General features: G+C 60.4%; 24 protein-coding genes and 4 tRNA genes. 10 read left to right on the top strand and 18 right to left on the bottom strand.

The window, feature by feature from the left end; translation table 11 throughout:
* Positions 1-44: 44 nt before the first annotated feature.
* Positions 45-1,904: a PHA/PHB synthase family protein gene (locus AC1DIJ_RS24185; RefSeq protein ID WP_477831645.1), complete on the bottom strand. Its 1,860-nt coding sequence runs from the start codon at positions 1,902-1,904 to the stop codon at positions 45-47.
* Positions 1,905-2,031: 127 nt separating this feature from the next.
* On the opposite strand from AC1DIJ_RS24185, the gene AC1DIJ_RS24180 reads away from it, so the two are divergent.
* From AC1DIJ_RS24180 to recJ, 4 genes are all read left to right on the top strand, one after another.
* Positions 2,032-2,448, top strand: a complete 417-nt coding sequence (locus AC1DIJ_RS24180) for a hypothetical protein (RefSeq protein ID WP_112388001.1) — start codon at positions 2,032-2,034, stop codon at positions 2,446-2,448.
* Positions 2,449-2,671: 223 nt separating this feature from the next.
* Positions 2,672-3,889 (top strand): LL-diaminopimelate aminotransferase, encoded by a 1,218-nt coding sequence (locus tag AC1DIJ_RS24175; protein WP_112388164.1) that lies wholly within the window; start codon positions 2,672-2,674, stop codon positions 3,887-3,889.
* A gap of 64 nt (positions 3,890-3,953) precedes the next feature.
* On the top strand, positions 3,954-5,276 hold the full coding sequence (locus tag AC1DIJ_RS24170) for a homoserine dehydrogenase (RefSeq protein ID WP_112388165.1): 1,323 nt from the start codon (positions 3,954-3,956) through the stop codon (positions 5,274-5,276).
* A gap of 108 nt (positions 5,277-5,384) precedes the next feature.
* Entirely contained in the window at positions 5,385-7,190 is a 1,806-nt protein-coding gene (gene recJ, locus AC1DIJ_RS24165) for a single-stranded-DNA-specific exonuclease RecJ (protein WP_112388002.1), read from the top strand.
* A gap of 3 nt (positions 7,191-7,193) precedes the next feature.
* On the opposite strand, the gene rfbA is transcribed toward recJ, so the two are convergent.
* From rfbA to AC1DIJ_RS24135, 6 genes are all read right to left on the bottom strand, one after another.
* Positions 7,194-8,063 (bottom strand): glucose-1-phosphate thymidylyltransferase RfbA, encoded by an 870-nt coding sequence (gene rfbA, locus AC1DIJ_RS24160; RefSeq protein ID WP_112388003.1) that lies wholly within the window; start codon positions 8,061-8,063, stop codon positions 7,194-7,196.
* Between the two features lie 10 nt (positions 8,064-8,073).
* Entirely contained in the window at positions 8,074-8,958 is an 885-nt protein-coding gene (gene rfbD, locus AC1DIJ_RS24155) for a dTDP-4-dehydrorhamnose reductase (RefSeq protein WP_112388166.1), read from the bottom strand.
* A gap of 2 nt (positions 8,959-8,960) precedes the next feature.
* A complete protein-coding gene (rfbB, locus tag AC1DIJ_RS24150; RefSeq protein WP_112388004.1) occupies positions 8,961-10,016 on the bottom strand; it encodes a dTDP-glucose 4,6-dehydratase in 1,056 nt (351 codons plus the stop codon).
* Between the two features lie 18 nt (positions 10,017-10,034).
* Positions 10,035-10,601 (bottom strand): dTDP-4-dehydrorhamnose 3,5-epimerase, encoded by a 567-nt coding sequence (gene rfbC, locus AC1DIJ_RS24145; RefSeq protein ID WP_112388005.1) that lies wholly within the window; start codon positions 10,599-10,601, stop codon positions 10,035-10,037.
* A gap of 8 nt (positions 10,602-10,609) precedes the next feature.
* Entirely contained in the window at positions 10,610-12,595 is a 1,986-nt protein-coding gene (locus AC1DIJ_RS24140) for a glycosyltransferase (RefSeq protein ID WP_112388006.1), read from the bottom strand.
* A gap of 207 nt (positions 12,596-12,802) precedes the next feature.
* Positions 12,803-12,877: transfer RNA gene (locus AC1DIJ_RS24135), tRNA-Glu, on the bottom strand.
* 253 nt (positions 12,878-13,130) lie between these two features.
* Here AC1DIJ_RS24135 and AC1DIJ_RS24130 point away from each other — a divergent pair.
* Positions 13,131-13,298, top strand: coding sequence for a hypothetical protein (locus AC1DIJ_RS24130; protein ID WP_477831644.1), 168 nt, complete (start codon positions 13,131-13,133; stop codon positions 13,296-13,298).
* 181 nt (positions 13,299-13,479) lie between these two features.
* On the opposite strand, the gene AC1DIJ_RS24125 is transcribed toward AC1DIJ_RS24130, so the two are convergent.
* The 3 genes from AC1DIJ_RS24125 to gloA form a co-directional block, all read right to left on the bottom strand.
* A tRNA-Glu gene (locus AC1DIJ_RS24125) sits at positions 13,480-13,554 on the bottom strand.
* Between the two features lie 187 nt (positions 13,555-13,741).
* Positions 13,742-14,818, bottom strand: a complete 1,077-nt coding sequence (locus tag AC1DIJ_RS24120; RefSeq protein ID WP_112388007.1) for a YcbK family protein — start codon at positions 14,816-14,818, stop codon at positions 13,742-13,744.
* Between the two features lie 153 nt (positions 14,819-14,971).
* Positions 14,972-15,412 carry a lactoylglutathione lyase gene (gene gloA, locus AC1DIJ_RS24115; protein ID WP_112388008.1) on the bottom strand — a complete coding sequence of 147 codons (441 nt, stop codon included), beginning with the start codon at positions 15,410-15,412 and terminating at the stop codon, positions 14,972-14,974.
* A 195-nt stretch (positions 15,413-15,607) separates the two neighbouring features.
* Between gloA and AC1DIJ_RS24110 the strand changes: the two genes are divergently transcribed.
* Entirely contained in the window at positions 15,608-16,186 is a 579-nt protein-coding gene (locus AC1DIJ_RS24110; protein WP_112388009.1) for a cold-shock protein, read from the top strand.
* A 12-nt stretch (positions 16,187-16,198) separates the two neighbouring features.
* On the top strand, positions 16,199-16,675 hold the full coding sequence (locus AC1DIJ_RS24105) for a DUF192 domain-containing protein (protein WP_112388010.1): 477 nt from the start codon (positions 16,199-16,201) through the stop codon (positions 16,673-16,675).
* An 11-nt stretch (positions 16,676-16,686) separates the two neighbouring features.
* Here the strand turns inward: AC1DIJ_RS24105 and AC1DIJ_RS24100 are convergent, their stop codons facing one another.
* Together AC1DIJ_RS24100 and AC1DIJ_RS24095 are read right to left on the bottom strand one after the other, a co-directional pair.
* On the bottom strand, positions 16,687-16,896 hold the full coding sequence (locus AC1DIJ_RS24100; protein WP_148194348.1) for a hypothetical protein: 210 nt from the start codon (positions 16,894-16,896) through the stop codon (positions 16,687-16,689).
* Positions 16,897-16,953: 57 nt separating this feature from the next.
* A tRNA-Pro gene (locus tag AC1DIJ_RS24095) sits at positions 16,954-17,030 on the bottom strand.
* 186 nt (positions 17,031-17,216) lie between these two features.
* On the opposite strand from AC1DIJ_RS24095, the gene AC1DIJ_RS24090 reads away from it, so the two are divergent.
* From AC1DIJ_RS24090 to AC1DIJ_RS24080, 3 genes are all read left to right on the top strand, one after another.
* Positions 17,217-18,866 carry a phosphoethanolamine transferase gene (locus tag AC1DIJ_RS24090; RefSeq protein ID WP_477831643.1) on the top strand — a complete coding sequence of 550 codons (1,650 nt, stop codon included), beginning with the start codon at positions 17,217-17,219 and terminating at the stop codon, positions 18,864-18,866.
* A gap of 170 nt (positions 18,867-19,036) precedes the next feature.
* Positions 19,037-19,342, top strand: coding sequence for an ETC complex I subunit (locus AC1DIJ_RS24085; protein ID WP_112388167.1), 306 nt, complete (start codon positions 19,037-19,039; stop codon positions 19,340-19,342).
* A 49-nt stretch (positions 19,343-19,391) separates the two neighbouring features.
* A tRNA-Arg gene (locus AC1DIJ_RS24080) sits at positions 19,392-19,468 on the top strand.
* Positions 19,469-19,551: 83 nt separating this feature from the next.
* Here AC1DIJ_RS24080 and AC1DIJ_RS24075 read toward each other — a convergent pair.
* From AC1DIJ_RS24075 to AC1DIJ_RS24050, 6 genes are all read right to left on the bottom strand, one after another.
* Positions 19,552-20,490, bottom strand: coding sequence for a tyrosine-type recombinase/integrase (locus tag AC1DIJ_RS24075; RefSeq protein WP_477831642.1), 939 nt, complete (start codon positions 20,488-20,490; stop codon positions 19,552-19,554).
* A 67-nt stretch (positions 20,491-20,557) separates the two neighbouring features.
* Entirely contained in the window at positions 20,558-20,797 is a 240-nt protein-coding gene (locus tag AC1DIJ_RS24070; RefSeq protein ID WP_477831641.1) for a hypothetical protein, read from the bottom strand.
* A 37-nt stretch (positions 20,798-20,834) separates the two neighbouring features.
* The gene (locus AC1DIJ_RS24065) at positions 20,835-21,140 is read right to left on the bottom strand and encodes a hypothetical protein (protein WP_112445151.1); all 306 of its coding nucleotides are present in this window, start codon (positions 21,138-21,140) and stop codon (positions 20,835-20,837) included.
* A complete protein-coding gene (locus AC1DIJ_RS24060) occupies positions 21,133-21,504 on the bottom strand; it encodes a DUF2493 domain-containing protein (protein ID WP_477831640.1) in 372 nt (123 codons plus the stop codon). Before AC1DIJ_RS24060 ends, AC1DIJ_RS24065 begins: the two co-directional genes overlap by 8 nt.
* Positions 21,501-22,046 carry a hypothetical protein gene (locus AC1DIJ_RS24055; protein ID WP_477831639.1) on the bottom strand — a complete coding sequence of 182 codons (546 nt, stop codon included), beginning with the start codon at positions 22,044-22,046 and terminating at the stop codon, positions 21,501-21,503. Before AC1DIJ_RS24055 ends, AC1DIJ_RS24060 begins: the two co-directional genes overlap by 4 nt.
* The gene (locus tag AC1DIJ_RS24050; RefSeq protein WP_477831638.1) at positions 22,043-22,696 is read right to left on the bottom strand and encodes a hypothetical protein; all 654 of its coding nucleotides are present in this window, start codon (positions 22,694-22,696) and stop codon (positions 22,043-22,045) included. The genes AC1DIJ_RS24055 and AC1DIJ_RS24050 overlap by 4 nt, the downstream gene beginning before the upstream one ends.
* Positions 22,697-22,912 lie beyond the last annotated feature (216 nt).

Genomic DNA, 22,912 nt, shown 5'->3' with positions numbered 1-22,912 from the left:
GACGAAATCGGGCTAAAGATCGACTGTTCGGAGGCAGATATGGCCTATGCCCGCTCCATCACGTAGCTGCCCGGTGCTTCCTCGATCGCATTCAGCGATGCACCGCCGGGCTTGCGGGCGGGCACGCGCTTGCCGTCCTTGGCCTCGATCCACGCCTGCCAGTGCGGCCACCAGGAGCCTGGATTTTCCTCGGCCTTGTTGAGCCAGGTGTCGTAATCGCCCTTGGCTGGGCCGCCGGTCCAATACTGATACTTCTTCTTGTCCGGTGGATTGACGACGCCGGCGATATGTCCTGAGCCGGTGACAACGAAATCCACCTTGCCGCCGAAGAACTGGCTGCCGAGGAAGACCGACTTTGCCGGCGCGATGTGATCCTCGCGGGTCGCCAGATTGTAGATCGGGATCTTCACGTCTTTCAGCGACACGGTCTTGCCGTCGAGGATCATCTCATCGGCGGTGAGGGCATTCTTGAGATAGCAGTTGCGCAGATAGAAGGCGTGATTGGCAGCCGCCATTCGCGTCGAATCGGCATTCCAGAACAAAAGGTCGAAGGGCATCGGCATTTCGCCCTTCAGGTAGTTGTTGACGAAATAGGGCCAGATCAGTTCCGAAGCGCGCAGCATGTTGAATGCCGTCGCCATCTTCGACCCATCGAGGTAGCCGACCGATTGCATATGCGCTTCCAGCGCCTGCAGCTGTTCTTCGTCGACGAAGACCTTCAGGTCGCCGGCATGGGTGAAATCCACCTGCGTGGTGAACAGCGTCGCCGAGCGGATGCGCTTGTTCTTTTCCTTGGCATGAAGCGCCAGCGTTGCGGCCAGCAGCGTCCCGCCGACGCAATAGCCGACGGCGTTGACGTCCTTTTCGCCCGTGGCCTTCTCGATCGTCTCAAGCGCGAAATCGACGCCCTCGCGGGCATAGGCCGTCCAGTCCTTGTCGGCATGGCGCGAATCGGGATTGACCCAGGAGATCACGAACACCGTCTGGCCCTGATCGACGCACCACTTGATGAACGACTTTTGCGGATTGAGGTCGAGGATATAGAACTTGTTGATCCAGGGCGGGCAGATCAGGAGAGGGCGCTTCAGCACCGTTTCCGTCGCCGCCTCGTACTGGATGATCTGGCAGATATCGTTCTGGGCGATCACCTTGCCCGGTGTCAGTGCCATATCCCGGCCGACGGCGAATTTCGTCATGTCGGTCTGGCGAAGCTTCAGGTCGCCGTGCCCGGCAACGATATCCTCGGCCAGCATCTTCATGCCGCGCACCAGGTTTTCGCCGCTGCTGGCGATGGTTTCCCGGTAGAGCTGCGGGTTGGTGGCGACAAAATTGCTGGGCGAGAGCGCCGCGGTGATCTGCTTGATATAGAAACCGGCCTTGTGCTTGGTGTGCTCGTCCAGACCCTCGGTCTGCGTCACCATCTTCTCGGCCCAGTCGGCGGTGATGAAATAGACCTGCCGCAGGAAGTCGAAGAACGGGTTCTTCTCCCAGTCCTGATCGGAAAACCGTTTGTCCTTGCGCTCGGGCTCTGGTTCGGCGGCTTCGCCCTGCATGCGCTGCATCGAGCGCATCCAGACGCCGAAATAGCTGCTCATCAGCTGCGTCTGCGCCTCGAAGGTGCGGCGCGGATCGGACATCCAGTATTCGGTGATCTTCGACAGCGTCTTGACCATGTCGGTCATCGGCTCGGCGGCTTTGTCGCTGACGTCGCCCCGTTCGCGGGGCGCCAGCCATGCCGATGCGGCCTTGCCGAGATTTTCGAGGGCGCGGGCAAAATTCATCGCCATCGCCTCGGGATCCTTCATCAGATAGGGATCGAGGTCTGCCGTTTCGAAGCCTTGCGGCTTTCCCTTGTCGCCTGTCTTGCTGTCGGTCACACGTTTCCTCCGGGCGGCAGCAATCATCCTGAAATCGATTTGTACATCGTGCAAGATCGATAAAACAAGTTCAACACAACCACGCTCGTGCTATTGCTTTGTTGCTGCGACAAATTTAACAGTCGCAGAGGCTTGAGGATTTGGAAGATCTGGCATGACGAACAACGGCAGCTCTGGCATCGCAATCGCAACCCGCATGGCAATTATTGCCGCGGCCGCGGCGATGACGCTTGCCGGCTGCACGTCGACGCCGGATGAGAAGGCAGCGCTTGCCGCCAGGCGAGCGGCCCCCACGGCGGTCGTGATGACCGCCACCAAGGGTGAGGCTCCGGCCGAGAGCGGCCTTTCGCACTACAGGGACGGTTATCCGTCCTTCGGTGCGCCTCTGACGGCCGCCAACGTTCAGATGAACGATGACGAGGCCAAGGGCCTGCAGGCCAAGCTGACTGCGCTTGGCGCGCAGCGCAAGGCGGGCACGATTTCCGAGGCCGAGTATCAGCGCCGCGTTGCCGAATACCGCAAGCTTGCGGCCGATCACGGCGCCGACACACTCTCGGAAATCACCAAGTAGGCCTTGCCTTTCAGGCAATTTGCACGCAAAGCCTTCCGCAGCTGGCGGGAGACGTAAATTTTCCCGATAATGCTTCGCAGCTGCGGCATCCGTCAAAGAATCGCCGCCTGCAGACAGTCTGATGAATACGGCGCATGCGATTCTGAAGTTCGTATCGCAAGCAGCCGGGAACAGGACGAACTTCGAGCGCGGCCGCGGTGGCCGCATTTCCATGGGGAATGAAATGGAAGAGTTTCACAAAGTCCGGCGTTTGCCGCCTTATGTTTTCGAACAGGTCAACCGTTTGAAAGCAAGCGCGCGAGCGGGCGGCGCCGATATCATCGATCTCGGTATGGGAAACCCTGACCTGCCGACCCCGAAAGCCATTGTCGACAAGCTCTGCGAAGTGGTCCAGGACCCGCGCACGCATCGCTATTCGTCCTCCAAGGGCATTCCCGGTCTTCGCCGCGCGCAGGCCGCCTATTACGCCCGCCGCTTCGGCGTGAAGCTCAACCCGGATACGCAGGTCGTCGCGACCCTCGGTTCCAAGGAAGGTTTCGCCAACATGGCGCAGGCGATCACCGCGCCTGGTGACGTCATCCTCTGCCCGAACCCGACCTATCCGATCCACGCCTTCGGCTTCCTGATGGCAGGCGGCGTGATCCGTTCGATCCCGGTCGAGCCGGATGAGAATTTCTTCGCGCCGCTCGAGCGCGCCGTGCGTCACTCGATCCCGAAGCCGCTGGCGCTGATCCTGAACTATCCGTCGAACCCGACGGCCTTCGTCGCGACACTCGATTTCTACAAGGACGTCATCGCCTTTGCGAAGAAGCACGACATCATCGTGTTGTCCGACCTTGCCTATTCGGAAATCTACTTCGACGGCGAACCGCCGCCCTCCGTTCTGCAGGTTCCTGGTGCCATCGACGTCACCGTCGAATTCACCTCGATGTCGAAGACCTTCTCCATGCCCGGCTGGCGCATGGGCTTTGCCGTCGGCAACGAGCGCCTGATCGCAGCCCTGACGCGCGTGAAGTCCTACCTCGACTACGGCGCCTTCACGCCGATCCAGGTTGCAGCGACGCACGCGCTGAACGGCGATGGCTCCGACATCGCTGAGGTCCGCAACGTCTACAAGCGCCGCCGCGACGTCATGGTCGAGAGCTTCGGCAAGGCCGGCTTCGAAGTGCCGCCGCCGGCTGCCACGATGTTCGCCTGGGCGAAGATCCCGGAGAAGTTCCGTCACCTCGGTTCGCTGGAATTCTCCAAGCTGCTGGTCGAAAAGGCCGACGTTGCCGTGGCGCCGGGCATCGGCTTCGGCGAAATGGGCGATGATTACGTTCGTCTCGCACTCGTCGAGAACGAGCACCGCATCCGCCAGGCTGCGCGCAGCATCAAGAAATTCCTGTCGACGGCCGACGAGACGATGCACAACGTCATCTCGCTCAACGCACACCGCTGATAGACATCTCCCAATCGGCAGCCGCGGTCCGCGGCTGCCACTCATGAACATTCAGGATCGCTTCATGGCAGACGCCCTCAAAATCGGCATTGCGGGTCTTGGTACCGTCGGTGCCTCGCTCGTCCGTATCATCCAGAAGAAGAGCAACGAGCTTGCTGCCACCTGCGGGCGTCCGATTCACATTACGGCCGTCACGGCACGCGACAAGACCAAGGATCGCGGCATCAATCTCGATGGCATCACCTGGTACGATACGCCGGAAGAGCTGGCCGCCAAGGCCGACATCGAGGTTTTCGTCGAGCTCGTCGGTGGTGCCGAGGGCGCCGCCAAGGCATCCGTCAAGGCTGCCCTCGATCGCGGTCTCCATGTGGTGACAGCCAACAAGGCGCTGCTTGCTTACAACGGCGTCGAGTTCGCCAAGATCGCGGAAGAGAAGGGCTCGCTGCTCAACTTCGAAGCGGCTGTTGCGGGCGGTATCCCCGTCATCAAGGCGCTGCGCGAATCCCTGACCGGCAATTCGATCTCCCGCATCTACGGGATCATGAACGGCACCTGCAATTACATCCTCACCAAGATGGAGAAGGAAGGCCTGTCCTTCGCCGATTGCCTCGCCGAAGCCCAGCGTCTCGGCTATGCCGAAGCCGATCCGGCCTTCGATATCGAGGGCAACGATACGGCGCACAAGCTGTCGATCCTGACGACGCTGGCCTTCGGTAACCAGATTGCTGCCGACGACATTTACCTCGAAGGCATCACCAATATCTCGATCGAAGATATCCGCGCTGCCGCCGATCTCGGCTACCGCATCAAGCTCCTCGGCGTTGCCCAGCGCACCGAAACCGGTATCGAGCAGCGCGTTCATCCGACCATGGTGCCGGTTGATTCCGTCATCGCCCAGGTCGATGGCGTCACCAATGCCGTGGCGATCGAATCCGATATTCTCGGCGAACTGCTGATGGTCGGCCCGGGTGCTGGCGGCAATGCAACCGCCTCGTCGGTTCTCGGCGACATCGCCGATATCGCCAAGAGCCAGCCGGGTGCCCAGCGCGTTCCGGTGCTCGGTCATCCGGCCAAGTCGCTGGAGCCCTATCGCAAGGCGCAGATGCAGAGCCACGAAGGCGGCTACTTCATCCGCCTGACGGTTCTCGACCGCACCGGCGTTTTCGCCAGCGTCGCAACGCGCATGGCCGAAAACCACATCTCGCTGGAATCGATCGTGCAGCGCTCGCAACAGCACCTGTCGCCGTCGCATCACCAGACGATCATCCTCGTCACCCATGCGACGACCGAGGATTCGGTTCGCAAGGCGGTTGCCGCGATCAAGGGCGAGGGCTATCTCGTCGGCGAACCGCAGGTCATCCGCATCGAGCGCCCCAAGGAAGACTGAGGGTAACGCCAGCCCGGGCGTTGCCACCGGCCTTAAGCCTGCATAAATGTGCTCATGCAATTTTTGCCGCCCCGTCACGGGGCGGTGACATTATGGGGCATTGGCAGAATGGTGGATATAGCCGCTGATCCGGTACAGCGCGCGTTCCTCGGGGTGGAGAAATCCATTCTCGACAATCGCTGGATTTCGCGGCTCGACCAGGCCGGGCAGAACCGCGCGCTCGCCATGTCGCAAGTCCATGGCCTGCCGGATCTGATTGCCCGCGTGCTTGCCGGGCGGGGCGTTGCGGTCGATGAAGCGGTCGAGTTCCTCGATCCGACCATCCGCAACCTGATGCCCGATCCCTACAAGCTGACCGATTGCGAGACGGCGGCAAAGCGTTTGGCAGAAGCCATCCGGCGCGGTGAGAATGTTGCGATCTTCGGTGACTATGACGTCGACGGTGCCGCTTCATCGGCCCTGATGTACCGCTTCCTCGCCCATTTCGGCGTCAAGGCCGAGATCTATATTCCTGACCGCATTTTCGAAGGCTACGGACCGAATGCTGCCGCCATCAACCAGTTGATCGACAATGGCGCGAAATTGATCGTCACCGTCGACTGCGGATCGACCAGCCACGAGGCGCTCGATGCCGCCAAGGCGCGCAATATCGACGTCGTCGTCATCGATCACCATCAGGTGACACACGCGCTGCCGCATTGCCACGCGCTGGTGAACCCCAACCGTGAGGACGATCTCTCGGGCCAGGGGCACCTCTGCGCCGCCGGCGTGGTCTTCCTGGTGCTGGTGGCCACGCTCAGATTGCTGCGTGAAGCCGGCGACAAGCGCATTCTGGCAATCGACCTCCTGCAGTGGCTCGATATCGTGGCGCTCGCCACGGTCTGCGATGTCGTCCCGCTGAAAGGCCTGAACCGTGCCTATGTCGTCAAGGGCCTCGTTGCAGCGCGTCACCAGAGCAATGCGGGTCTTGCCGCCCTGTTTCGCAAGGCCAGTCTCTCCGGCCCGGTCACGCCCTATCATTTCGGCTTTCTCGTCGGTCCCCGTATCAATGCCGGTGGCCGCATCGGCGACGCCGCCCTCGGCAGCCGCCTGCTGACGCTCGACGATGCCGGCGAAGCGGAGACGATCGCCCAGAAGCTCGACGAACTGAACCGCGACCGCCAGGTGATGGAAGCCGCCATGCTGCAGGAGGCGGAGGCCGAGGCAATGGCCGAGTATGGCGATGGCCAGGGTGCTTCCGTCATCGTGACTGCCCGCGACAAGTGGCATCCCGGGATCGTCGGCCTTCTCGCCGCACGTCTCAAGGAAAAGTTCAAGCGCCCGGCCTTCGCCATTGCTTTCGATCCATCGGGCCGCGGTACGGGATCCGGCCGCTCGATCAACGGCTTCGATATGGGACGTATGGTCCGCGCCGCTGTCGACGAGGGGTTGCTGATCAAGGGCGGCGGACATGCGATGGCCGCCGGTCTGACGGTCGAGCGCGAGAAGCTCGGCGCCTTGCGCAGTTTCTTCACCGAACGCGCCGAAAAGACCGTCGCCAATCTCGTCGCCAATGAAATGCTGAAGATCGATGGCGCGATCGGCGCCAACGGCGCCACGCTCGATCTCATCGACCGGCTGGAAACCGCAGGCCCCTATGGCTCCGGCCATTCGCAGCCGGTCTTCGCCATCCCCGCCCATCGCCTGCGCGATGTCAGGACGGTCGGCGAAAAGCACGTCAAGGTGACGCTCGAAGCCATGGACGGCGCCCGTCTTGACGGCATTGCCTTCCGCGCCGCCGATACCGCTCTCGGGAACCTGCTGCTCAATTCACGCGGCGCCAATCTGCATGTTGCAGGCTCGCTCGGCGCAGACCATTACCAGGGCTCGCGCCGCATTCAGCTGCGCGTCTCTGATGCGGCACCGGCGAAGTAAGCCTTACCAGTCGGTGGACAACTTGGTGAGATACTGGCCATAGGCGCTCTTGCCGAGCTTTTCGGCAAGCTTTGCCAGGTCGTCCTGGCTGATATACCCCATGCGCCACGCCACTTCCTCAGGGCAGGCGATCTTGAAGCCCTGGCGCTTCTCCAGCGTACTGACGAAGGCGGCTGCGTCGAGCAGGCTATCGGGTGTGCCGGTATCAAGCCAGGCATAGCCACGGCCCATCAGTTCGACATAGAGTTCGCCGCGCTCCAGATAGGTGCGGTTGACATCGGTGATCTCCAATTCACCGCGCGGTGACGGCTTCAGATTGGCGGCGATATCGACGACCTGCTGGTCGTAGAAATAGAGGCCGGTGACAGCCCAGTTGGATTTCGGCTGCTTCGGCTTTTCCTCGATCGACAGCGCGTTCATCTTGCCGTCGAATTCGACGACGCCGTAACGCTCGGGATCGGTGACGTGATAGGCAAAGACCGTGGCGCCTTTGGTGCGCGCCGTCCCCGACTTCATGATCTCCGGCAGGCCGTGACCGAAATAGATATTGTCGCCGAGAACCAGCGCGGAATTCTGGCCGTTGATGAAATCGGCGCCGATGATGAAGGCTTGTGCCAGACCATCGGGGCTGGGCTGAACTGCGTAGCTCAGCGAAATGCCCCATTGCGAACCGTCGCCGAGAAGCCGCTTGAAGGCCTCGACATCGTGCGGCGTGGTGATGATCAGGATGTCGTTGATCCCGGCCAGCATCAGCGTCGTCAGCGGATAGTAGATCATCGGCTTGTCGTAGACAGGCATCAGCTGCTTCGACACCGCCTGGGTGATCGGATGAAGCCTGGTGCCGGTGCCGCCCGCTAGAATGATCCCCTTCATCTCAGTCTCCTCAAATCGCATTTTTCAAAATGGCTTTGACCGCAATTTCCGTCGAGCTTTTCCAGTCGGGCAAGCGGATGCCGTAGGTGGCAGCGAGTTTGTCTCCCGAAAGCCGCGAATTGGCGGGGCGCCTCGCGGGCGTCGGATATTCTGCAGTGGTGATGGGCGTAACCGCGGCACTGTTGCCGCCGAGCGCTCGCGATTGCGCAAAGATCTCGGTGGCAAAATCGGCCCAGGTGGCTTCGCCGGTCCCGGTCAGATGAAAGGTGCCGCGCAGCGCGGGATCCGGATCGGCTTTCAAACGCGCCGCGATGGCGAAGATCGCCCCAGCAATATCAAGCGCCGATGTCGGGCACCCCTGCTGATCGGCGACGACGCGCAGCTCGTCGCGCGTTTCGGCAAGCCGCAGCATCGTCTTCACGAAATTGGCGCCGAAGGGCGAATAGACCCAGGCCGTCCGCAGGATGACGTGATCGGGATTGCCGGCCGCCACCCGCAGCTCCCCTTCAAGTTTGGTGCTGCCATAGACCGAGATCGGACCGGTTGGATCGGTCTCGACATAGGGCGCCAGCTTCTCGCCGGAGAACACATAATCGGTCGATAAATGGATGACGGGGATACGGAGATCCGCGGCCGCTTCGGATACGGCGCCGGCACCGGCGGCATTGACGGCGAAAGCCACATCCGGCTCGCTCTCAGCCTTGTCGACAGCCGTATAGGCTGCTGCGGAGACGATCACGTCGGGCTGTGCTGCTGCCAGAGCCGGCAGCACACTAGCGGGATTGGCAAGATCGAGCTCAGGGCGGCCAATCGCGATCACCTCAATGCCTGAGGGTGCTGTCGCCAGAAGCGACCGAGCGACCTGACCCTCTCTACCCGTTACGGCAATGCGCATCGTCATCGTCCCTTGAAGACGCCAAGGCGTTCGCCGGAATAGACGTTGTCGCGCAGAGGGCGCCACCACCATTCATTGTCGAGATACCAGCGCACGGTCTTGTCGATGCCGCTGTCGAAATTCTCCGCAGCCTTCCAGCCGAGCTCCGTCTCCAGCTTGGTCGCGTCGATCGCGTAGCGCGCATCGTGGCCGGGCCGGTCGGTGACATTGGTGATCAGGCGCGAATGCGAGGCCTTGTCCGGAAACACGGTGTCGAGAATCGCGCAGATGCGCTCGACCACCTCGATATTGCGGCGCTCGTTGCGCCCGCCGACATTGTATTTTTCACCCGGGCGTCCGCGCGAGGCGATGGTGAAGAGCGCCCGCGCGTGATCCTCGACATAGAGCCAGTCGCGAATATTGGCGCCGTTGCCGTAGACCGGCAGTGCCTTGCCATCCAGCGCGTTGAGGATCATCAGCGGAATGAGCTTTTCCGGGAAGTGGTAGGGTCCGTAATTATTGGAGCAGTTGGAGACCACGACCGGCAGCCCGTAGGTCCGGTGCCAGGCGATCGCCAGGTGGTCGCTCGCAGCCTTCGAGGCCGAATAGGGCGAGGAGGGATCATAAGCGGTCACTTCCTCGAACAGGCCCTGATCGCCGAGCGAACCATAGACCTCGTCCGTCGAGACATGCAGGAAGCGGAAGGCCGCCTTGGGTCCCGTATCGAGGCTATCCCAGTAATGTCGCGCAGCATCGAGCAGGCTGAAAGTGCCGACGATATTGGTCTGGATAAAATCGCCAGCACCGGAGATCGAGCGGTCGACATGGCTTTCCGCCGCCAGATGCATGACGATATCGGGCCTGAACGAGGCGAAGGCTTCCTGTATCTTCGCCCGGTCGCAGATATCGGCCTGCAGAAAGCGGTAGTTAGCGGCATTCTCGACAGATGTCAGCGAGGCCAGATTTCCGGCATAGGTCAGCTTGTCGATATTCAGCACCTCGGCGCCGATCTCGCTCACCAGATGACGCACAAGCGCCGAACCAATAAAGCCTGCTCCCCCCGTTACGACGACACGCATTGCCGGAAATCCCCTGAATTACTGTGCTGAAAACTGAAAATGGCCTGGAATATCGGCAAGCTTCGGAAGCTTCCGGTCCTTGTCGGAAAGTACCGCATCCGTCTCCTGGACCGGCCAGCGGATGCCGATATCAGGATCGTTCCACAGGATGCCACGGTCGTGTTCCGGGCTGTAGGGCGCCGTCACCTTGTAGCTGATCACGCTATCCGGAGCGAGCGTCACGAAGCCATGTGCGAAGCCTGCCGGTACCCAAAGCTGGGCACCGTTATCGGGCGTCAGTTCTTCGCCGAGCCACTGGCCGAAGGTCGGAGATCCCTGGCGAATATCGACGGCGACGTCGAGAATGGCGCCCTGAAGGCAGCGCACCAGTTTTCCCTGGGCGAAGGGCGGCGTCTGGAAATGCAGGCCGCGGAGCGTACCGGCTTGTGCCGAAAGCGACTCGTTATCCTGGACGAAGGTGATGTCGGCGACATTCTCGCGAAACCATCCGTCCTTGAACACCTCGGAAAAATAGCCGCGGTGATCGCCATGCCGCGCCGGCGTGATCTTCAGGATACCCTCGATCGTCGTGGTCTCGATGCGCATGGTCTTTTCTATCCGGCCTGCATCACGCTCATCAGCATATCCGCCTGCGAGCGGCTTTGCATGGCTGCAAATCCATTGGCTGCGATGAGCTCGCGCTCCTCATCATCGGCAATAAGCTCCTTGCAGCGCTCGACGAGATCTTCGTAAAGCTCGACTGCCAGGCCGCCCATGAACGGCTCGAGATCCGGATCCTCGATATCGCCTTCGGTCAGAACGCAGACGCGGTTCGCCAGCAGATAGGAGATGCGGACGATCTCAAAGACGCCGCTTTCATAGTGGTGGATGTTGATGACGATCTTGGCGCGGGCGATCGCGGCGTCGCGCTCGGCACCGTAGACGTTGAACAGATGGACGACCTTCAGCCCGGCCTCGTGGAGAGCCACGAGGATATCGCGACGACGATCGTTCATCGAGCCGTAGAACAGGACGTCGATATCCTTTACCGGCGCCCATTCGATCTGCGTCAGCACCTCGCTATAGCCGATTTCGAGAACACCGGCGTGATCGATGCCCTTGGCGGCCAGATTCCGCCTGTTGCGCGGGCTGTAGTCGAGCACGGGAAAGGATTTGAGAACGGCGGTATAGCGCTCGTTCATCCAGGTACTGTCATCCGATACCTGCTCGAGATTGACGATGACGCTGTCCTTCGGCAGATGCGCGGTGATCTCCGGCGGCAGCAGATTGCCGCCATAGACGATCGGCGAACGGCCGGCGAATTCGCTCATCTCGCGCACGATCGGCGCCGAGCCGCCGAGCTCCTCGAACGCACCTTGCAGCCCGAGCGCCACCTCGTCGAACGCATGGCTGTGATTGTAACCCTTGGGCGTGACGATCCAGATGCAGTGCCGGTCCTTGTGCGCATCCCAGCCGCCCTCGAACGCTTGCAAGCCCGAAAGACCTGACGCAACCGGTTCTGCGACAGAGAGCGGTGCCAGGGGCTGGCTCATCGCCTGCAAGGCGGCGGCATTCGGTGCGGGCAGCGATTGGTCGCCGGCGCTTGACGCGCTTGCCGGCCGCGACTTGCCCTTGGGGAAATTGCCACGCGGCGTCCAGTCGGGCGGATCGTCGCCGGTCCAGATCAGCTGCGGCTGCTTGGCGATAGGCATCCGGCCTTCCTGCCAGAGCTCGAGCTTCGCCGGATCACGCGTCTGCAGGAATGCTTCCTTGCGGCCGTAGAGGCTGTGGAGGAGCTGGCCGGTCCGGGCGCCGAACTTCCATTCGAAATCCTCGGCGGAGGGCACGAAGGCGGAGACTTTCATGCCGCTTGCCACCGCATGCGGGATATAGAGCCCAAGCAGCCGTTCGATCACGAAGGGCCGCATTGCGGCATTACCGTCGCGGCTGTAATTCGCCGTGCCGCTATAGGCACGTCCGGCCGGCGTGCCGCGCGCAGCTTCCTGCTCCAGCGCCTGCAGGATATGTTCGCAAAAGGCGAAATAGCCGGACCAGAATTTCTGATTTCCGACGAAATAGTTGCAGAAGAAGAATGAGGTGCGGCCCTGCGGCGGCGCGATCGGATAGCCCATCTCTTTGAGATGGCCGAAAACCGGCTCCATGCCGGGATGGCCGCCCATCATCGCGTGTTCCCAGACGTTACTGTAAACAGCGGCGTGGCCGATCAGTGGATTGTAGACATAGGCATCGGCGCCGCCGGCGCGCGCTTTTCTCGCCTCGGAGATGAAGGATTGCAGACTGGAGACCGATTTTGTCTCGAACTTGCTGGACAGCAGCCCCCAGAACACATCCGCCTGCAACCCGGCCTGCAGATGGTGCTCGTGCAGGATCCGGAAGAGTTCATATTCGCGAGTCGTCGATTGCGTGTTGAAGGAAATGTCGAAGGGCAGGGCGGCCGAATCGACATTCGCCCGTTGCCTGGCGTCGAGATAAGGCTGGTAGACGATCACTGATCCGGATTGTTGCGCCTTTCCGGTCAATTGCTGAAGGCTCGGCAATCCCGCGGGCAGGGTGGTCGGAATCTGCTGGTTGATCGTCAAAGTCGCGTCCTTCGAATGCCGCCTCCGCTGGAAAGAGAGATTCCCGCGAGGCTATCCGGGCCGGACTATTGGCATTGAAGCTTGCGCCACCCTGTTGGATGCGCGGTGCGCACGACGGTCGGATATCGCTACGTCGAGAGCGTCTTTTTGCTGAGTGTGAAAGTCCACGAAAACTTGAAAACATTCTCTCCGAAATCGAGAGAGAAGTGGCACGCCCTAGGGGAGTCGAACCCCTCTTCCCAGAATGAAAATCTGGTGTCCTAACCGATAGACGAAGGGCGCTTCCTTCGTGGTGGCGCCCTTATAGTCAGCACCTTTCTGACCCGCAAGCGGTAAAATGCGAAATTCCGTAGATTTTTTCTGAGCTTGTGGAAATAGCTTGCAGCAGACGCCGAAGTCCCTGGAATGCAGGGGATGCCTCGCGCTGCGGTAGGATAGGCAGAACGCGGTTTGCAGCCGCTGGCCCAAAAAGATTGAAACGAATTCCGCCGGTACCGGTTTTCCAGATGTCACCACCTCAACAATGGAGACAGATATGAGCAAGACTGATGCGAAAGAAATCCAGAAACGCGCCGAGCGCCAGGTTGAAAACACCAGCGGTGGCGGCCATCTCGGCGGAACCTATTTCGGCCAGCAGCCCGACGGTAAGACCGCCTCGGTGAGCAGCAAGGAAGGTCCGAAGGCGAGAGCCAATGACGGTTAAGGAGAGAGCCCCGCTTCGGCGGGGCTTTCTTTGCCGGCCACGCACCAAAGGATCCGAATCGCCATCCAACGATGATAATCAGCGTCGCGAAGAATACTCGAAAAGTCAGTTTTCCGGATGTAAACAGGAAGAAGCTGCTTGCTCTGCAAGCGTCTCGATCATTGAAAATGAAAGAGAGAAGTGGCACGCCCTAGGGGAGTCGAACCCCTCTTCCCAGAATGAAAATCTGGTGTCCTAACCGATAGACGAAGGGCGCTTCCTTCGTGGTGGCGCCCTTATAGTCAGGGTCTTTGAATCCCGCAAGCGGGAAATTCGCATTTCCTTCAAAAAAATGACACGCCACGATCAGCGGGATTTTTTCGAGTTAAATCAACACTCTGCGCAAGCTCTTTCGGAGAGGGACGGCAGGTGACGTTGCGGCACGGCAAAAACCGTGACGTCCTTCAGATAGCGCGGGCGCTTGGCGGCGTGTTGCGCCGGGCGCCGCATCCCCAGTTCCAGTCGCGATTGCTTCCGGTGTCGAGATGGACCGAATCCGTGTGGCAATAGGTGCCGACACCGCCGCGGCCGGGAAGCGAGCGGATATAGCTGGCGATATCCCATTTCGAGACGCCGTCGATCTGGATGTCGGCGGCGTCGCAGCTCTTGTGCATCGATTCTTCGGCGCCGCCGACCTGACGGTTGTGCTCCGGATCGCGGTAACCCGACGTGACGATCACCGGGCGGCCGAAATGGGTCTCGACCGTCTTGATGACGTTCAGAAGGTTGGGCTTGAAACAGCTGACCTCGACATTGGCGTTCTGCACATGGATGCCATTCGGCGCCACGCGGGTCATGCCGGGCAGCGAGGCCTTCTGCAAGAGCCCGGAGAGGCTGCCGAGCAGGTTCTGCTTCGGCGCGGCATAAAGCGCGTTGGTGGAGGCGCCCTGCAGGCTGCCTGTTGCCAGCGACGCTGCCTGATAGGGCGCAACCTGGGTGCTGGTATTCTGCGACGACTGTTGCGGCAGCAAAATCTCGCCCTGCGGCGCCTGTTGAGGCTGCTGTTGCTGTTGGGGCGTCCCGAAGACGCCGCCGCGCGACGTTGCAAATCCCCCCTGCACGGGCGCATAGGCGTTTGCATCGGCCGGCTGGATGACCGTCGAGGTGCGGTTGTTCTGAGGTGGTGCGGGCTGCGCCGAGAAGATGCTCATCGCATTGGCATTGATGCGGGTCGATTGCATCGCCATGCCACCGATATTGGCGGGCTGCATCTGAGGTGCGCCGGGCGGCATGCTCGCGGCATTGGGATCCATCGCCACTGTCTGCTGCTGGCCTCCGGCCGCTGCCACCATCGGGTCGCGATAGCCTGCCGTCTTGGCGCCCGGCTGGCCGGCGGGAGCGCTCGCCGCCTGCTGCGCGGCGGCCGGCGCGGGTGCAGCAGCCGCAGAATCGAGTGCCTTCTGGTCGGACACGCAGCCTGCAAGCGCAAGCGTCGAGACTGCGGCAAGAAGCAGGCACGGACGGGTTCGAAGATGGGGCAAGCGTAGGCTCTCCGGTCAAAACTGAAGCAGCCCGGCGCTAGCCCGACTGCAAGAATTGAACGGAAGGTGCCTGCGGCGGCTGCATGCGGCAAGTGCGAACCGGCGTCTCGTGCCGGAAATCGCAAAAGCCGCAAGCCTCACTAAAGCCTCGGCCTACCAGACGCCGGTATTGCCCATGGAAAGCCAGGGTTCGGCTGCCGGCAAGCTGCCATTCTTCTGCAGAATCTCGATCGAAATGCCGTCCGGAGAGCGGACGAAGGCCATGCGGCCGTCGCGGGGTGGGCGGTTGATGGTGATTCCACTATCCATCAGCTGCTGGCAGGTGGCGTAGATGTCATCCACCTCATAGGCGAGGTGACCAAAGTTGCGTCCACCGGTATAATCCTCCGTGTCCCAGTTATAGGTCAGCTCGAGGCAGGGGGCGCCATAGGCTTCAGCGTCGGAAATGTCGTTGGTGGCAGCAAGGAAAACGAGCGTGAAACGGCCCTTTTCGTTCTCCGAGCGACGGATTTCTTTCAGTCCGAACAATGTGCAGTAGAAATGCAGCGAGGCATCGAGGTCCTTCACGCGGACCATGGTATGGAGATAACGCATTCTATTTCCTTTCGAATGTTGGGTCGTAACCCGGATAGGCGAGCGGACGTCAGCTTCGGGCAAGACATGACGCTAAAATCAGCAACTGGGAATAACCGAAAACAGGACTTGCGCTTATCCGTTACCAAGATGTTAATCTTGATTTCAAGAATCAGTTAACCGTAACAGTGTGACGCGTAATGAGGGGCTGGCGACATGGCTGATAGGATTTCATCGAAGGAGTTCATTGAGCTCGAAGAGCTATCGGGGGATAGCGTCGATCTCATTGAAATCACCGGTGTCGTTAAGTGGTTCGATGTCGCCAAGGGATTCGGTTTCATCGTCCCCGACAACGGCATGCAGGACGTGCTCCTTCATGTGACCTGCCTGCGCCGCGATGGCTATCAGACAATCCTCGAAGGCACCCGCATCGTCGCGCTGATCCAGCGCCGCGAACGTGGCTATCAGGCCTTCAAGATCCTCTCGATGGACCAGTCCACGGCAATCCATCCTTCGCAGCTGCCGCCGGTGCGCACCCATGTGCAGGTCACTGCGACGAGCGGCCTGGAGCGGGCTCTGGTGAAGTGGTTCAACCGCACCAAGGGCTTCGGATTCCTGACGCGCGGCGAAGGCACGGAAGACATCTTCGTCCATATGGAAACGCTGCGCCGCTTCGGCCTCACCGAGCTGCGTCCCGGCCAGGTCGTGCTGGTGCGCTTCGGGCCCGGTGACAAGGGTCTGATGGCCGCCGAGATTCACCCGGATATGCCGAGCCCGGCAAGCCGTGCACACTGATGTTCAGGATTGATGAGAATGCATAGAATCAAAGGCGCCTTATTGGCGCTTTTTTTCATTGTGGCAGCACCTGCTTTTGCCCAGCAGCAACAGCAGATGGCCTTCGACAAGGAACCGCTGGCCGTGCAGACGGCCTCCGGCAAGATGCTGAACTTCACCGTCGAGATCGCCTCGACGAACGAGCAGCGTCAGTACGGCCTGATGTATCGCAAGGAAATGCCCGAGAATGCCGGGATGCTGTTCGACTTCGGGCAGTCGCGCCGGGTGACGATGTGGATGGAGAACACCATCCTGCCGCTCGATATGCTGTTCATCGACAGCAAGGGCGTCATCCGTCACATCAAGGAAAATGCCGTGCCCTTTTCGGAGGACATCATCGACTCGATGGGCGAGGTGAAATACGTCGTCGAGTTGAACGCCGGCATCGTCAAGAAGCTCGGCATCAAGGCCGGCGATAAGGCCGCCAGCGCGACGATCACGAAAAAATAAGGGGAAGCAGCTTACTGCTTCTTCTTTGCAGCCTGCGCCTGGGTCACCGCAGCCTGACGCATGCGTTCCATGAAGCGCGCCATCTTCGCCTTGACCGAACCATAGGTTCCAAGCTCGAAATTGCAGCTGTAGCAGCTGATGATGTCGTTATCGAGCGGCTGCGGGCGCGGGAAATTCATCCGGGTCTTGCCGCATTTGGGGCAGGGGATTTCGACTTGCATGATCGGCTCCCGTACCAGCGGATGACCGCCTGCTTACCGTAGAAATCTAGGGAAAAATGGTCGGAGTGGAGAGATTCGAACTCCCGACCCTCTGGTCCCAAACCAGATGCGCTACCAGACTGCGCTACACTCCGTGTGAGGGGGCAATACACGCTTCGCCGGGGGGCCGCAATATCAAAAACGCGTTTGTCCCATCCTTAAATGCGGCTTTTGCGTTCAGGATAGTGTCAGGAAGCCTCTCCATGGTCGCCCGGATTTTAAGATGGGCGGCCAGAGGCTTGAGTCGGATGGTCCGCCCGGCGCGGAGCGAACCTGACAGCATGGCCATGACACTGAAGACGGCGCGGATGCGCCCCAAGATCGGCAGCATCACGCTCGCCGTCATCGTTTCGCTCTATATTCTCGCCGTTGCCAACTACACGTTCTGGAGCCGGGCCTACGTCTATTTCGACGGCCACCGGTTGGCTTTCGTCGGATTCGTTATCGGCATGATCGCGCTGACCGTGGCGATCGCCGTCACCGTTTCCGTCAAATATCTCATCAAGCCGGTGCTGATTCTGCTGTTGCTGGCGGCTGTCGCGGCCGCCTGGTTCACCGACAGGTTCGGCGTCATCATCGACCGCGAGATGATCCGCAATGCCGCCGTCACGACGCAGTCGGAAGCGCAGCACCTGATCACCACGAAATTCATTTTCTACATGCTGCTGGCCGGCGTCCTGCCGTCGCTGTTCATCGCGGCCGTGCGCGTCGTCCACCGGCCGTTCCCCAGCAAGTTTCTGCACAATATGGCCGTGATCGTGCCCTGCATCACAGTCATCGCGGTGATCGGCATGGGCTTTTATCCGACCTATGCCGCCGTCGGCCGCATCCATCGCGATCTGATGATGACCATCAATCCGCATTTTCCGCTGGGCAGCGCGGTCTATTTCACCGCGACCTATGGCGACAATCTCAATCTCGTGCGTCAGCCGATCGGTACGGACGCGCACCAGATCCCGGCGGCTTCCCCGGCCAAGCCGCGTGTGCTGATCATCGTTGCCGGAGAGACGGCCCGCGGGCAGGACTTTTCGCTCGGCGGCTATGGCCGCGATACCAATCCGGAGATGAAGGCGCGCGGCGTCACCTTCTTCCCAGATGTCACCAGTTGCGGCACGGAGACGGCCGTCTCCATTCCCTGCATGTTCTCCGTCTACAAGCGGACGGAATATAGCTACCGCAAGGGGCTGGTGACCGATAACCTGATCGACGTTCTCGGCCATGCCAAGGTCGGCGTCGAATGGTGGGACAACGATACCGGCATGTACGGCGTCGCCGACCGCATCAAGTACAAGTATCTGCCCGACAGCCGCGATCCGCGGTTCTGCAAGGACGGCGAGTGCCTGGACACCATCCTGCTCGACAAACTCGATGACTGGCTTTCCAGCGTCAAGGGCGACAGCGTGCTTGTGCTGCACCAGCTGGGGAGCCACGGCCCGGCCTATTATCTGCGCTATTCCGACAGCGCCCGGCGCTTTACCCCCGATTGCCGCGCCGCCGATTTCGCCACCTGCAAGCCGGAAGAAATCACCAACGCCTATGACAACACCGTTGTCATGACCGACCAGGTGCTGGCCGCGGTGATCGACAAGCTGAAGGCGCATCAGGCCGCGCTGGCCGGTTCGATGATCTATCTCTCCGACCACGGCGAATCGCTGGGCGAAAACGGCATCTATCTGCATGGCGCGCCCTATTTCATCGCGCCGAAGGAGCAGACGCATGTGCCGATGGCGCTTTGGCTGTCGGATGATTTCGCCAGCGAGACGCGGCTCGACACCGCCTGCATTGCCGCTCGCGCCAAGCTGCCTGCCTCGCACGATAACCTCTTCCACAGCGTTCTCGGCCTGATGGAGGTGGAAACCAGCGTCCGCGATGCGTCGCTCGACCTTATCTCCCCCTGCCGGCGGCCCACGGACAAGCTTGCCGCCAAGTAAGCAGCGGCAGTTGGGTGCGGCTCGGCTTTTTTCTTGAAACCGCAGGGATTCGCGGATAAGCAAAATTCATCTCTTTGCGTTAGATAGCGCGGAGGGAACCGTGCTGGTGACGGCGCGGCAGTTTGAAATTCCAGCGGATGTTGTCCGCGTATCCGGAGGCGAATGCAGCGATGTCTGCCAAGATCTACCGTCCAGCCAAGACCGCCATGCAGTCCGGCAAGGCCAAGACGCATCTCTGGGTGCTCGAGTTCGATCAGGAGCAGCCGCGCAAGATCGATCCGATCATGGGCTACACCTCTTCGGGCGACATGCGCCAGCAGGTCAAGCTGACCTTCGAAAGCCAGGAACTGGCCGAAGCCTATGCCAAGCGCAACGGCATCGAATACCGGGTGCTGCAGCCCAAGGATCCGATCCGCCAGACTGTCGCCTATCCGGATAATTTCCGTTATACCCGCACACAGCCCTGGACGCACTGAGTGTCCGTGTATGCCGCGTTTCGCCGCTATCGCTGGATAGCGGCCGGATGGCCCCTTAGCTCAGCTGGATAGAGCACCTGCCTTCTAAGCAGGTGGTCGCAGGTTCGAATCCTGCAGGGGTCGCCAAACATTTCAATGGGTTAAGAGGCGATTTCACCTTCCTCAAAGCGCCCGTTTACACCTTTCCAGACGCTGTTTACATTTTCCATTCACGTGATGTTCTTTTCCATGCGCAAAATGACCGCATCGCTGGTCTGCTGGTCTGTCGCCAGATAGTGCTTTTCGAGCACTCTTCCCACCTCCGCAATCGAATGCCCAGTGATCGATGCGATCTGTTCGACCGTCGATCCTTCTCGCCGCCTGTCGGTGATGAATGTTCCCCGCAGGTCGTGGAACGTCACACCTTCGATCTCAAGCCGATCGCACTCTTTCCCCCAAGACGTCTTAAAGCCGCTCTTTGTCCATGGGCGCTTTCGCGAGTTGTTCAGGATCCGCAATGTGTCCTTTGGCAACCCGTCGAGCATCGCTTTGAGCGTGCTGTGGACCTTCACCCTGACACGCTTCTTCGGTTTCCCTGGCTTCGACTTCCCTTGTTCGAACATCAGGTGCGTGCCGTCGTATTGCTTCCACGTTGCCGACAGCATATCGGCCTGCCGCTGACCGGTATGGATCGCCATCTCGAAAGCCAAGCGCAGATGAGCATGCGCCTTGGCTCGGAAGAGCGCGATCAGCGCCGGCGTCCAGACATTTTCCTTTCGAGACCCAGTGTAAAGCCGATCGACGCCCGTGCATGGGTTCTTGTCGATCATCTCCTCGTCGATCCCGTAGGTGAAGACACGTGAGAGGGAGAAAAGCATCTGATCGGCTTTGCGTGGGTTCGCCGCGAAAGTGTGATGCCATTTGCGGATTAACGCTTTCATTCCGCGCTGTTGGGTTAGCTTCAGCGGCAGGCTAGGCCATTCCTTGCGAATTTCCTTAAACGAGAACTTATGGGCGTCCTGCGTGGTTTCGGCGAGAGAAGCAAATGCTGGGCTCATTTCGAAAGCAGCAATTAGGCTGTCGAGGGTTTTCACCTCAATTGGCGCGGCCTCCTGCTTGTGCCTTGCCAACTCGGCTGAGAACGCTTCGGAGCCGGGGGCAGACACCATTTTAGGCCCTCCGCGCCAGGCATAGTAGTGCCAGCGCGTAGTTCCGTCAGCGAGTGTCCGCTTTACCTTATGAATGCCTTTGAGCTTCACGAGCACGTTCTCGATCTCTCCACGCCTGCCATTCGGCCAATGACGTGAAGTCTTCAGGTTGCGGGTCAACTGCTGACGGCCTGTGGATATCTTGGATATCGGGGATTGCGCGGACGATTGTTCCGTTCACCTCGATTTCGAACCTCATGCCGGTGGCCTTCGCAGCATTCGCGATGCGTTTGAGGTCCGCGGCCTTGACGAGGGCGGCTCTGGTCATTCTGCCTCCCTCATAAGGGGTGCTGGTGATTGCGCGTTCATGCCGCACCTCCTTCGATCACACCGAAGCGGCGCGGCCTTTTGATGAATGTCGCGATGATCCAGCCGTCGCCGAAGTCCGATAATTCAAGCTCGTAACCCTGCGCGTCAGCCATTTTCTGGAACGCGGCGGCGTTCTCGACGTGAGTGGCGATTTCATCGAGGCCGCCAATCTGCGGGTCACCATTGACCATCCGCTGCCAGATCATGCCGGCTTCGAAACCATGTACGAAGCTTGCCGATTGATCCGGGAACGGTACGAGGCAACGGAACTCCGCCGCATCGGCCGAGAAGTCTTCAGCCATTGGAACCCTCCAACATCGTCTTAATGGGTGGTGGGTAGCGCAGTACCTTGATTGACGCCGCTTCGGCCTGCCTGATCATATCAGCCGTGCCGGTCCCGCCTGGAAAGGCTATGACCAGATTTGCCCGATACCTTTCCAGCATGCGACGATTGCGGATCGGGCCAGCGGCTTTGCCGTGCGTCTTCCAGTCAGCCGGAATGTTCCAGCACTCGACATGGCGCGCTCGGCACCATTCGAAAGCCAGCGCGTCCGCTCCCTTTGCCGCTCCTTGGATGACGACATCTGGCCGCAGCTCGTCTAGAGCAGCAAAGACAGCCTGCCTGTCGGAATAGTCGCGGCCCCCGCATACGATCGCTCTGATCATTCTTCGTCCTCCTCAGGCGGGCGATGATTGATGTACCGGCCGATTGGATTGCGGGGTCCGCTGTGGCGCTCGTTGGCGAACGTGCGAGGTTGGAACTTGAAGTCCACCGGAACACCAGACTTTTCGGAAAGCCACTTCGATAGAGACACGGTGAGAACCAGCCACTTCGGATCGTGCTCCCAAGCGGCGCTATGAAGCGGCGCGTTCGGGAATTCCTTGGTAAAAGCCTCGTCGTCGAGGATCATGACCAGGTCAACGTCTCGCCAGTCTGCGCGCTCAAGCGAACTGCCGACATGATAGATCGATGCGCCGTAAGCCCGGATCAGGACGTTACAGGCCATCGTCAATTCGAAGATTGCGGGAACGCCGACGTATGAAGCCTTCTTGCGGGGCTTCTTGCCGGTCGCCAACTCTTCAAGCTGCGCGAGCTCGTCGTCCGTGAGATTGAGCGTCATCGTTTTGCGGCGGCCGGTAGTCGGGTCCGCATCGCCTTCGGCTTTGGCGCGCTTTTCGAACCAGTCCTTGTCGATCGGCATCTTCATCCCTCCACCTCCGCAGAGAGAGCGGCGCGGATGCGGGCCTCGTAGTCGGCTTGGGCGGCAGAGCGTGCGGCATCCAGTGTTCTATGCCTAGAATAGTCCATCCTACTGCCGCAAAGGAGGAACGGCGGGCGTCCCTTAAGTTCGCTTTCTGGAACATCGCTCTGATCATTGATGTCATACCAGCCAAAAGGTGTCTCGGCGCGGTATGGGTTCCACTCCAGCGGCTTGACCGCCACCTTTTGAGGGGGCGGAGTTGGCGCGCCGTTGAGGAAGTCACGCAGAGCGACGATCTCGCTGGCGTCGAGACGAACGATCCAATGGACGCTGCCCTCGGGTCCGTCCGGTCCCTCGCAACGATCATCTTCGAGAATGAAGTCTTGCTCGTTGACGACGATGTGGCCGCTGCCGTCCTTCTTCACATGCAGGACGCCCGGCTCGAAACCGAACGAATAGCCGCTGCAATGCGGTGGGACGATCCCCACCATTTGTGTCTGGGGTGGTGGGGCCTTGTCAGCAGAAACAGCCGCATCCCAGCGCTGATGCATATCCCGCATCAGATCGCGCGTTTCCGCCGGCAGGTTTGCACCTCGCGATAGGTTGTACATCATGGTCGCCATCTGGGAGCCGATGGATCGGATAGTGTCGCTCATCTGAAATCCTTTAAAAAAGTGAGAGTTTAGGATCGAGACCAAACCGGAGCGCTGTCCTGGGCGGGCATAACCCTCCCTCCTTCTCCGCCTCTATCTGCCACTGGCATTCGTGTGATCTGGGGCATTCGTAGTCGCGGGGTGTGCGCGCATCCCAGCGCTTCGGCTGGTCTGGACCCGCTACGGGAACGGGAGAGCCATCGGCAGCTTCAGCGATTT

The organism is Rhizobium sp. 10N427 (assembly GCF_056394605.1).
This window is presented reverse-complemented; position numbering and strand designations above follow the sequence as displayed.

What these genes read in the sequence shown, in the direction of transcription:
- rfbD (WP_112388166.1), bottom strand. Translation starts at nt 8,958, where the DNA reads ATGCGCATTGCCGTAACGGGTAGAGAGGGTCAGGTCGCTCGGTCGCTT.
- AC1DIJ_RS24185 (WP_477831645.1), bottom strand. Translation starts at nt 1,904, where the DNA reads ATGATTGCTGCCGCCCGGAGGAAACGTGTGACCGACAGCAAGACAGGC.
- AC1DIJ_RS24105 (WP_112388010.1), top strand. Translation starts at nt 16,199, where the DNA reads ATGAGAATGCATAGAATCAAAGGCGCCTTATTGGCGCTTTTTTTCATT.
- AC1DIJ_RS24130 (WP_477831644.1), top strand. Translation starts at nt 13,131, where the DNA reads ATGAGCAAGACTGATGCGAAAGAAATCCAGAAACGCGCCGAGCGCCAG.
- AC1DIJ_RS24085 (WP_112388167.1), top strand. Translation starts at nt 19,037, where the DNA reads ATGTCTGCCAAGATCTACCGTCCAGCCAAGACCGCCATGCAGTCCGGC.
- rfbA (WP_112388003.1), bottom strand. Translation starts at nt 8,063, where the DNA reads ATGAAGGGGATCATTCTAGCGGGCGGCACCGGCACCAGGCTTCATCCG.
- AC1DIJ_RS24075 (WP_477831642.1), bottom strand. Translation starts at nt 20,490, where the DNA reads ATGGTGTCTGCCCCCGGCTCCGAAGCGTTCTCAGCCGAGTTGGCAAGG.
- AC1DIJ_RS24110 (WP_112388009.1), top strand. Translation starts at nt 15,608, where the DNA reads ATGGCTGATAGGATTTCATCGAAGGAGTTCATTGAGCTCGAAGAGCTA.
- AC1DIJ_RS24055 (WP_477831639.1), bottom strand. Translation starts at nt 22,046, where the DNA reads ATGAAGATGCCGATCGACAAGGACTGGTTCGAAAAGCGCGCCAAAGCC.
- AC1DIJ_RS24170 (WP_112388165.1), top strand. Translation starts at nt 3,954, where the DNA reads ATGGCAGACGCCCTCAAAATCGGCATTGCGGGTCTTGGTACCGTCGGT.
- AC1DIJ_RS24060 (WP_477831640.1), bottom strand. Translation starts at nt 21,504, where the DNA reads ATGATCAGAGCGATCGTATGCGGGGGCCGCGACTATTCCGACAGGCAG.
- gloA (WP_112388008.1), bottom strand. Translation starts at nt 15,412, where the DNA reads ATGCGTTATCTCCATACCATGGTCCGCGTGAAGGACCTCGATGCCTCG.
- AC1DIJ_RS24070 (WP_477831641.1), bottom strand. Translation starts at nt 20,797, where the DNA reads ATGACCAGAGCCGCCCTCGTCAAGGCCGCGGACCTCAAACGCATCGCG.
- rfbB (WP_112388004.1), bottom strand. Translation starts at nt 10,016, where the DNA reads ATGCGTGTCGTCGTAACGGGGGGAGCAGGCTTTATTGGTTCGGCGCTT.
- rfbC (WP_112388005.1), bottom strand. Translation starts at nt 10,601, where the DNA reads ATGCGCATCGAGACCACGACGATCGAGGGTATCCTGAAGATCACGCCG.
- recJ (WP_112388002.1), top strand. Translation starts at nt 5,385, where the DNA reads ATGGTGGATATAGCCGCTGATCCGGTACAGCGCGCGTTCCTCGGGGTG.
- AC1DIJ_RS24175 (WP_112388164.1), top strand. Translation starts at nt 2,672, where the DNA reads ATGGAAGAGTTTCACAAAGTCCGGCGTTTGCCGCCTTATGTTTTCGAA.
- AC1DIJ_RS24050 (WP_477831638.1), bottom strand. Translation starts at nt 22,696, where the DNA reads ATGAGCGACACTATCCGATCCATCGGCTCCCAGATGGCGACCATGATG.
- AC1DIJ_RS24100 (WP_148194348.1), bottom strand. Translation starts at nt 16,896, where the DNA reads ATGCAAGTCGAAATCCCCTGCCCCAAATGCGGCAAGACCCGGATGAAT.
- AC1DIJ_RS24090 (WP_477831643.1), top strand. Translation starts at nt 17,217, where the DNA reads ATGGCCATGACACTGAAGACGGCGCGGATGCGCCCCAAGATCGGCAGC.
- AC1DIJ_RS24065 (WP_112445151.1), bottom strand. Translation starts at nt 21,140, where the DNA reads ATGGCTGAAGACTTCTCGGCCGATGCGGCGGAGTTCCGTTGCCTCGTA.
- AC1DIJ_RS24180 (WP_112388001.1), top strand. Translation starts at nt 2,032, where the DNA reads ATGACGAACAACGGCAGCTCTGGCATCGCAATCGCAACCCGCATGGCA.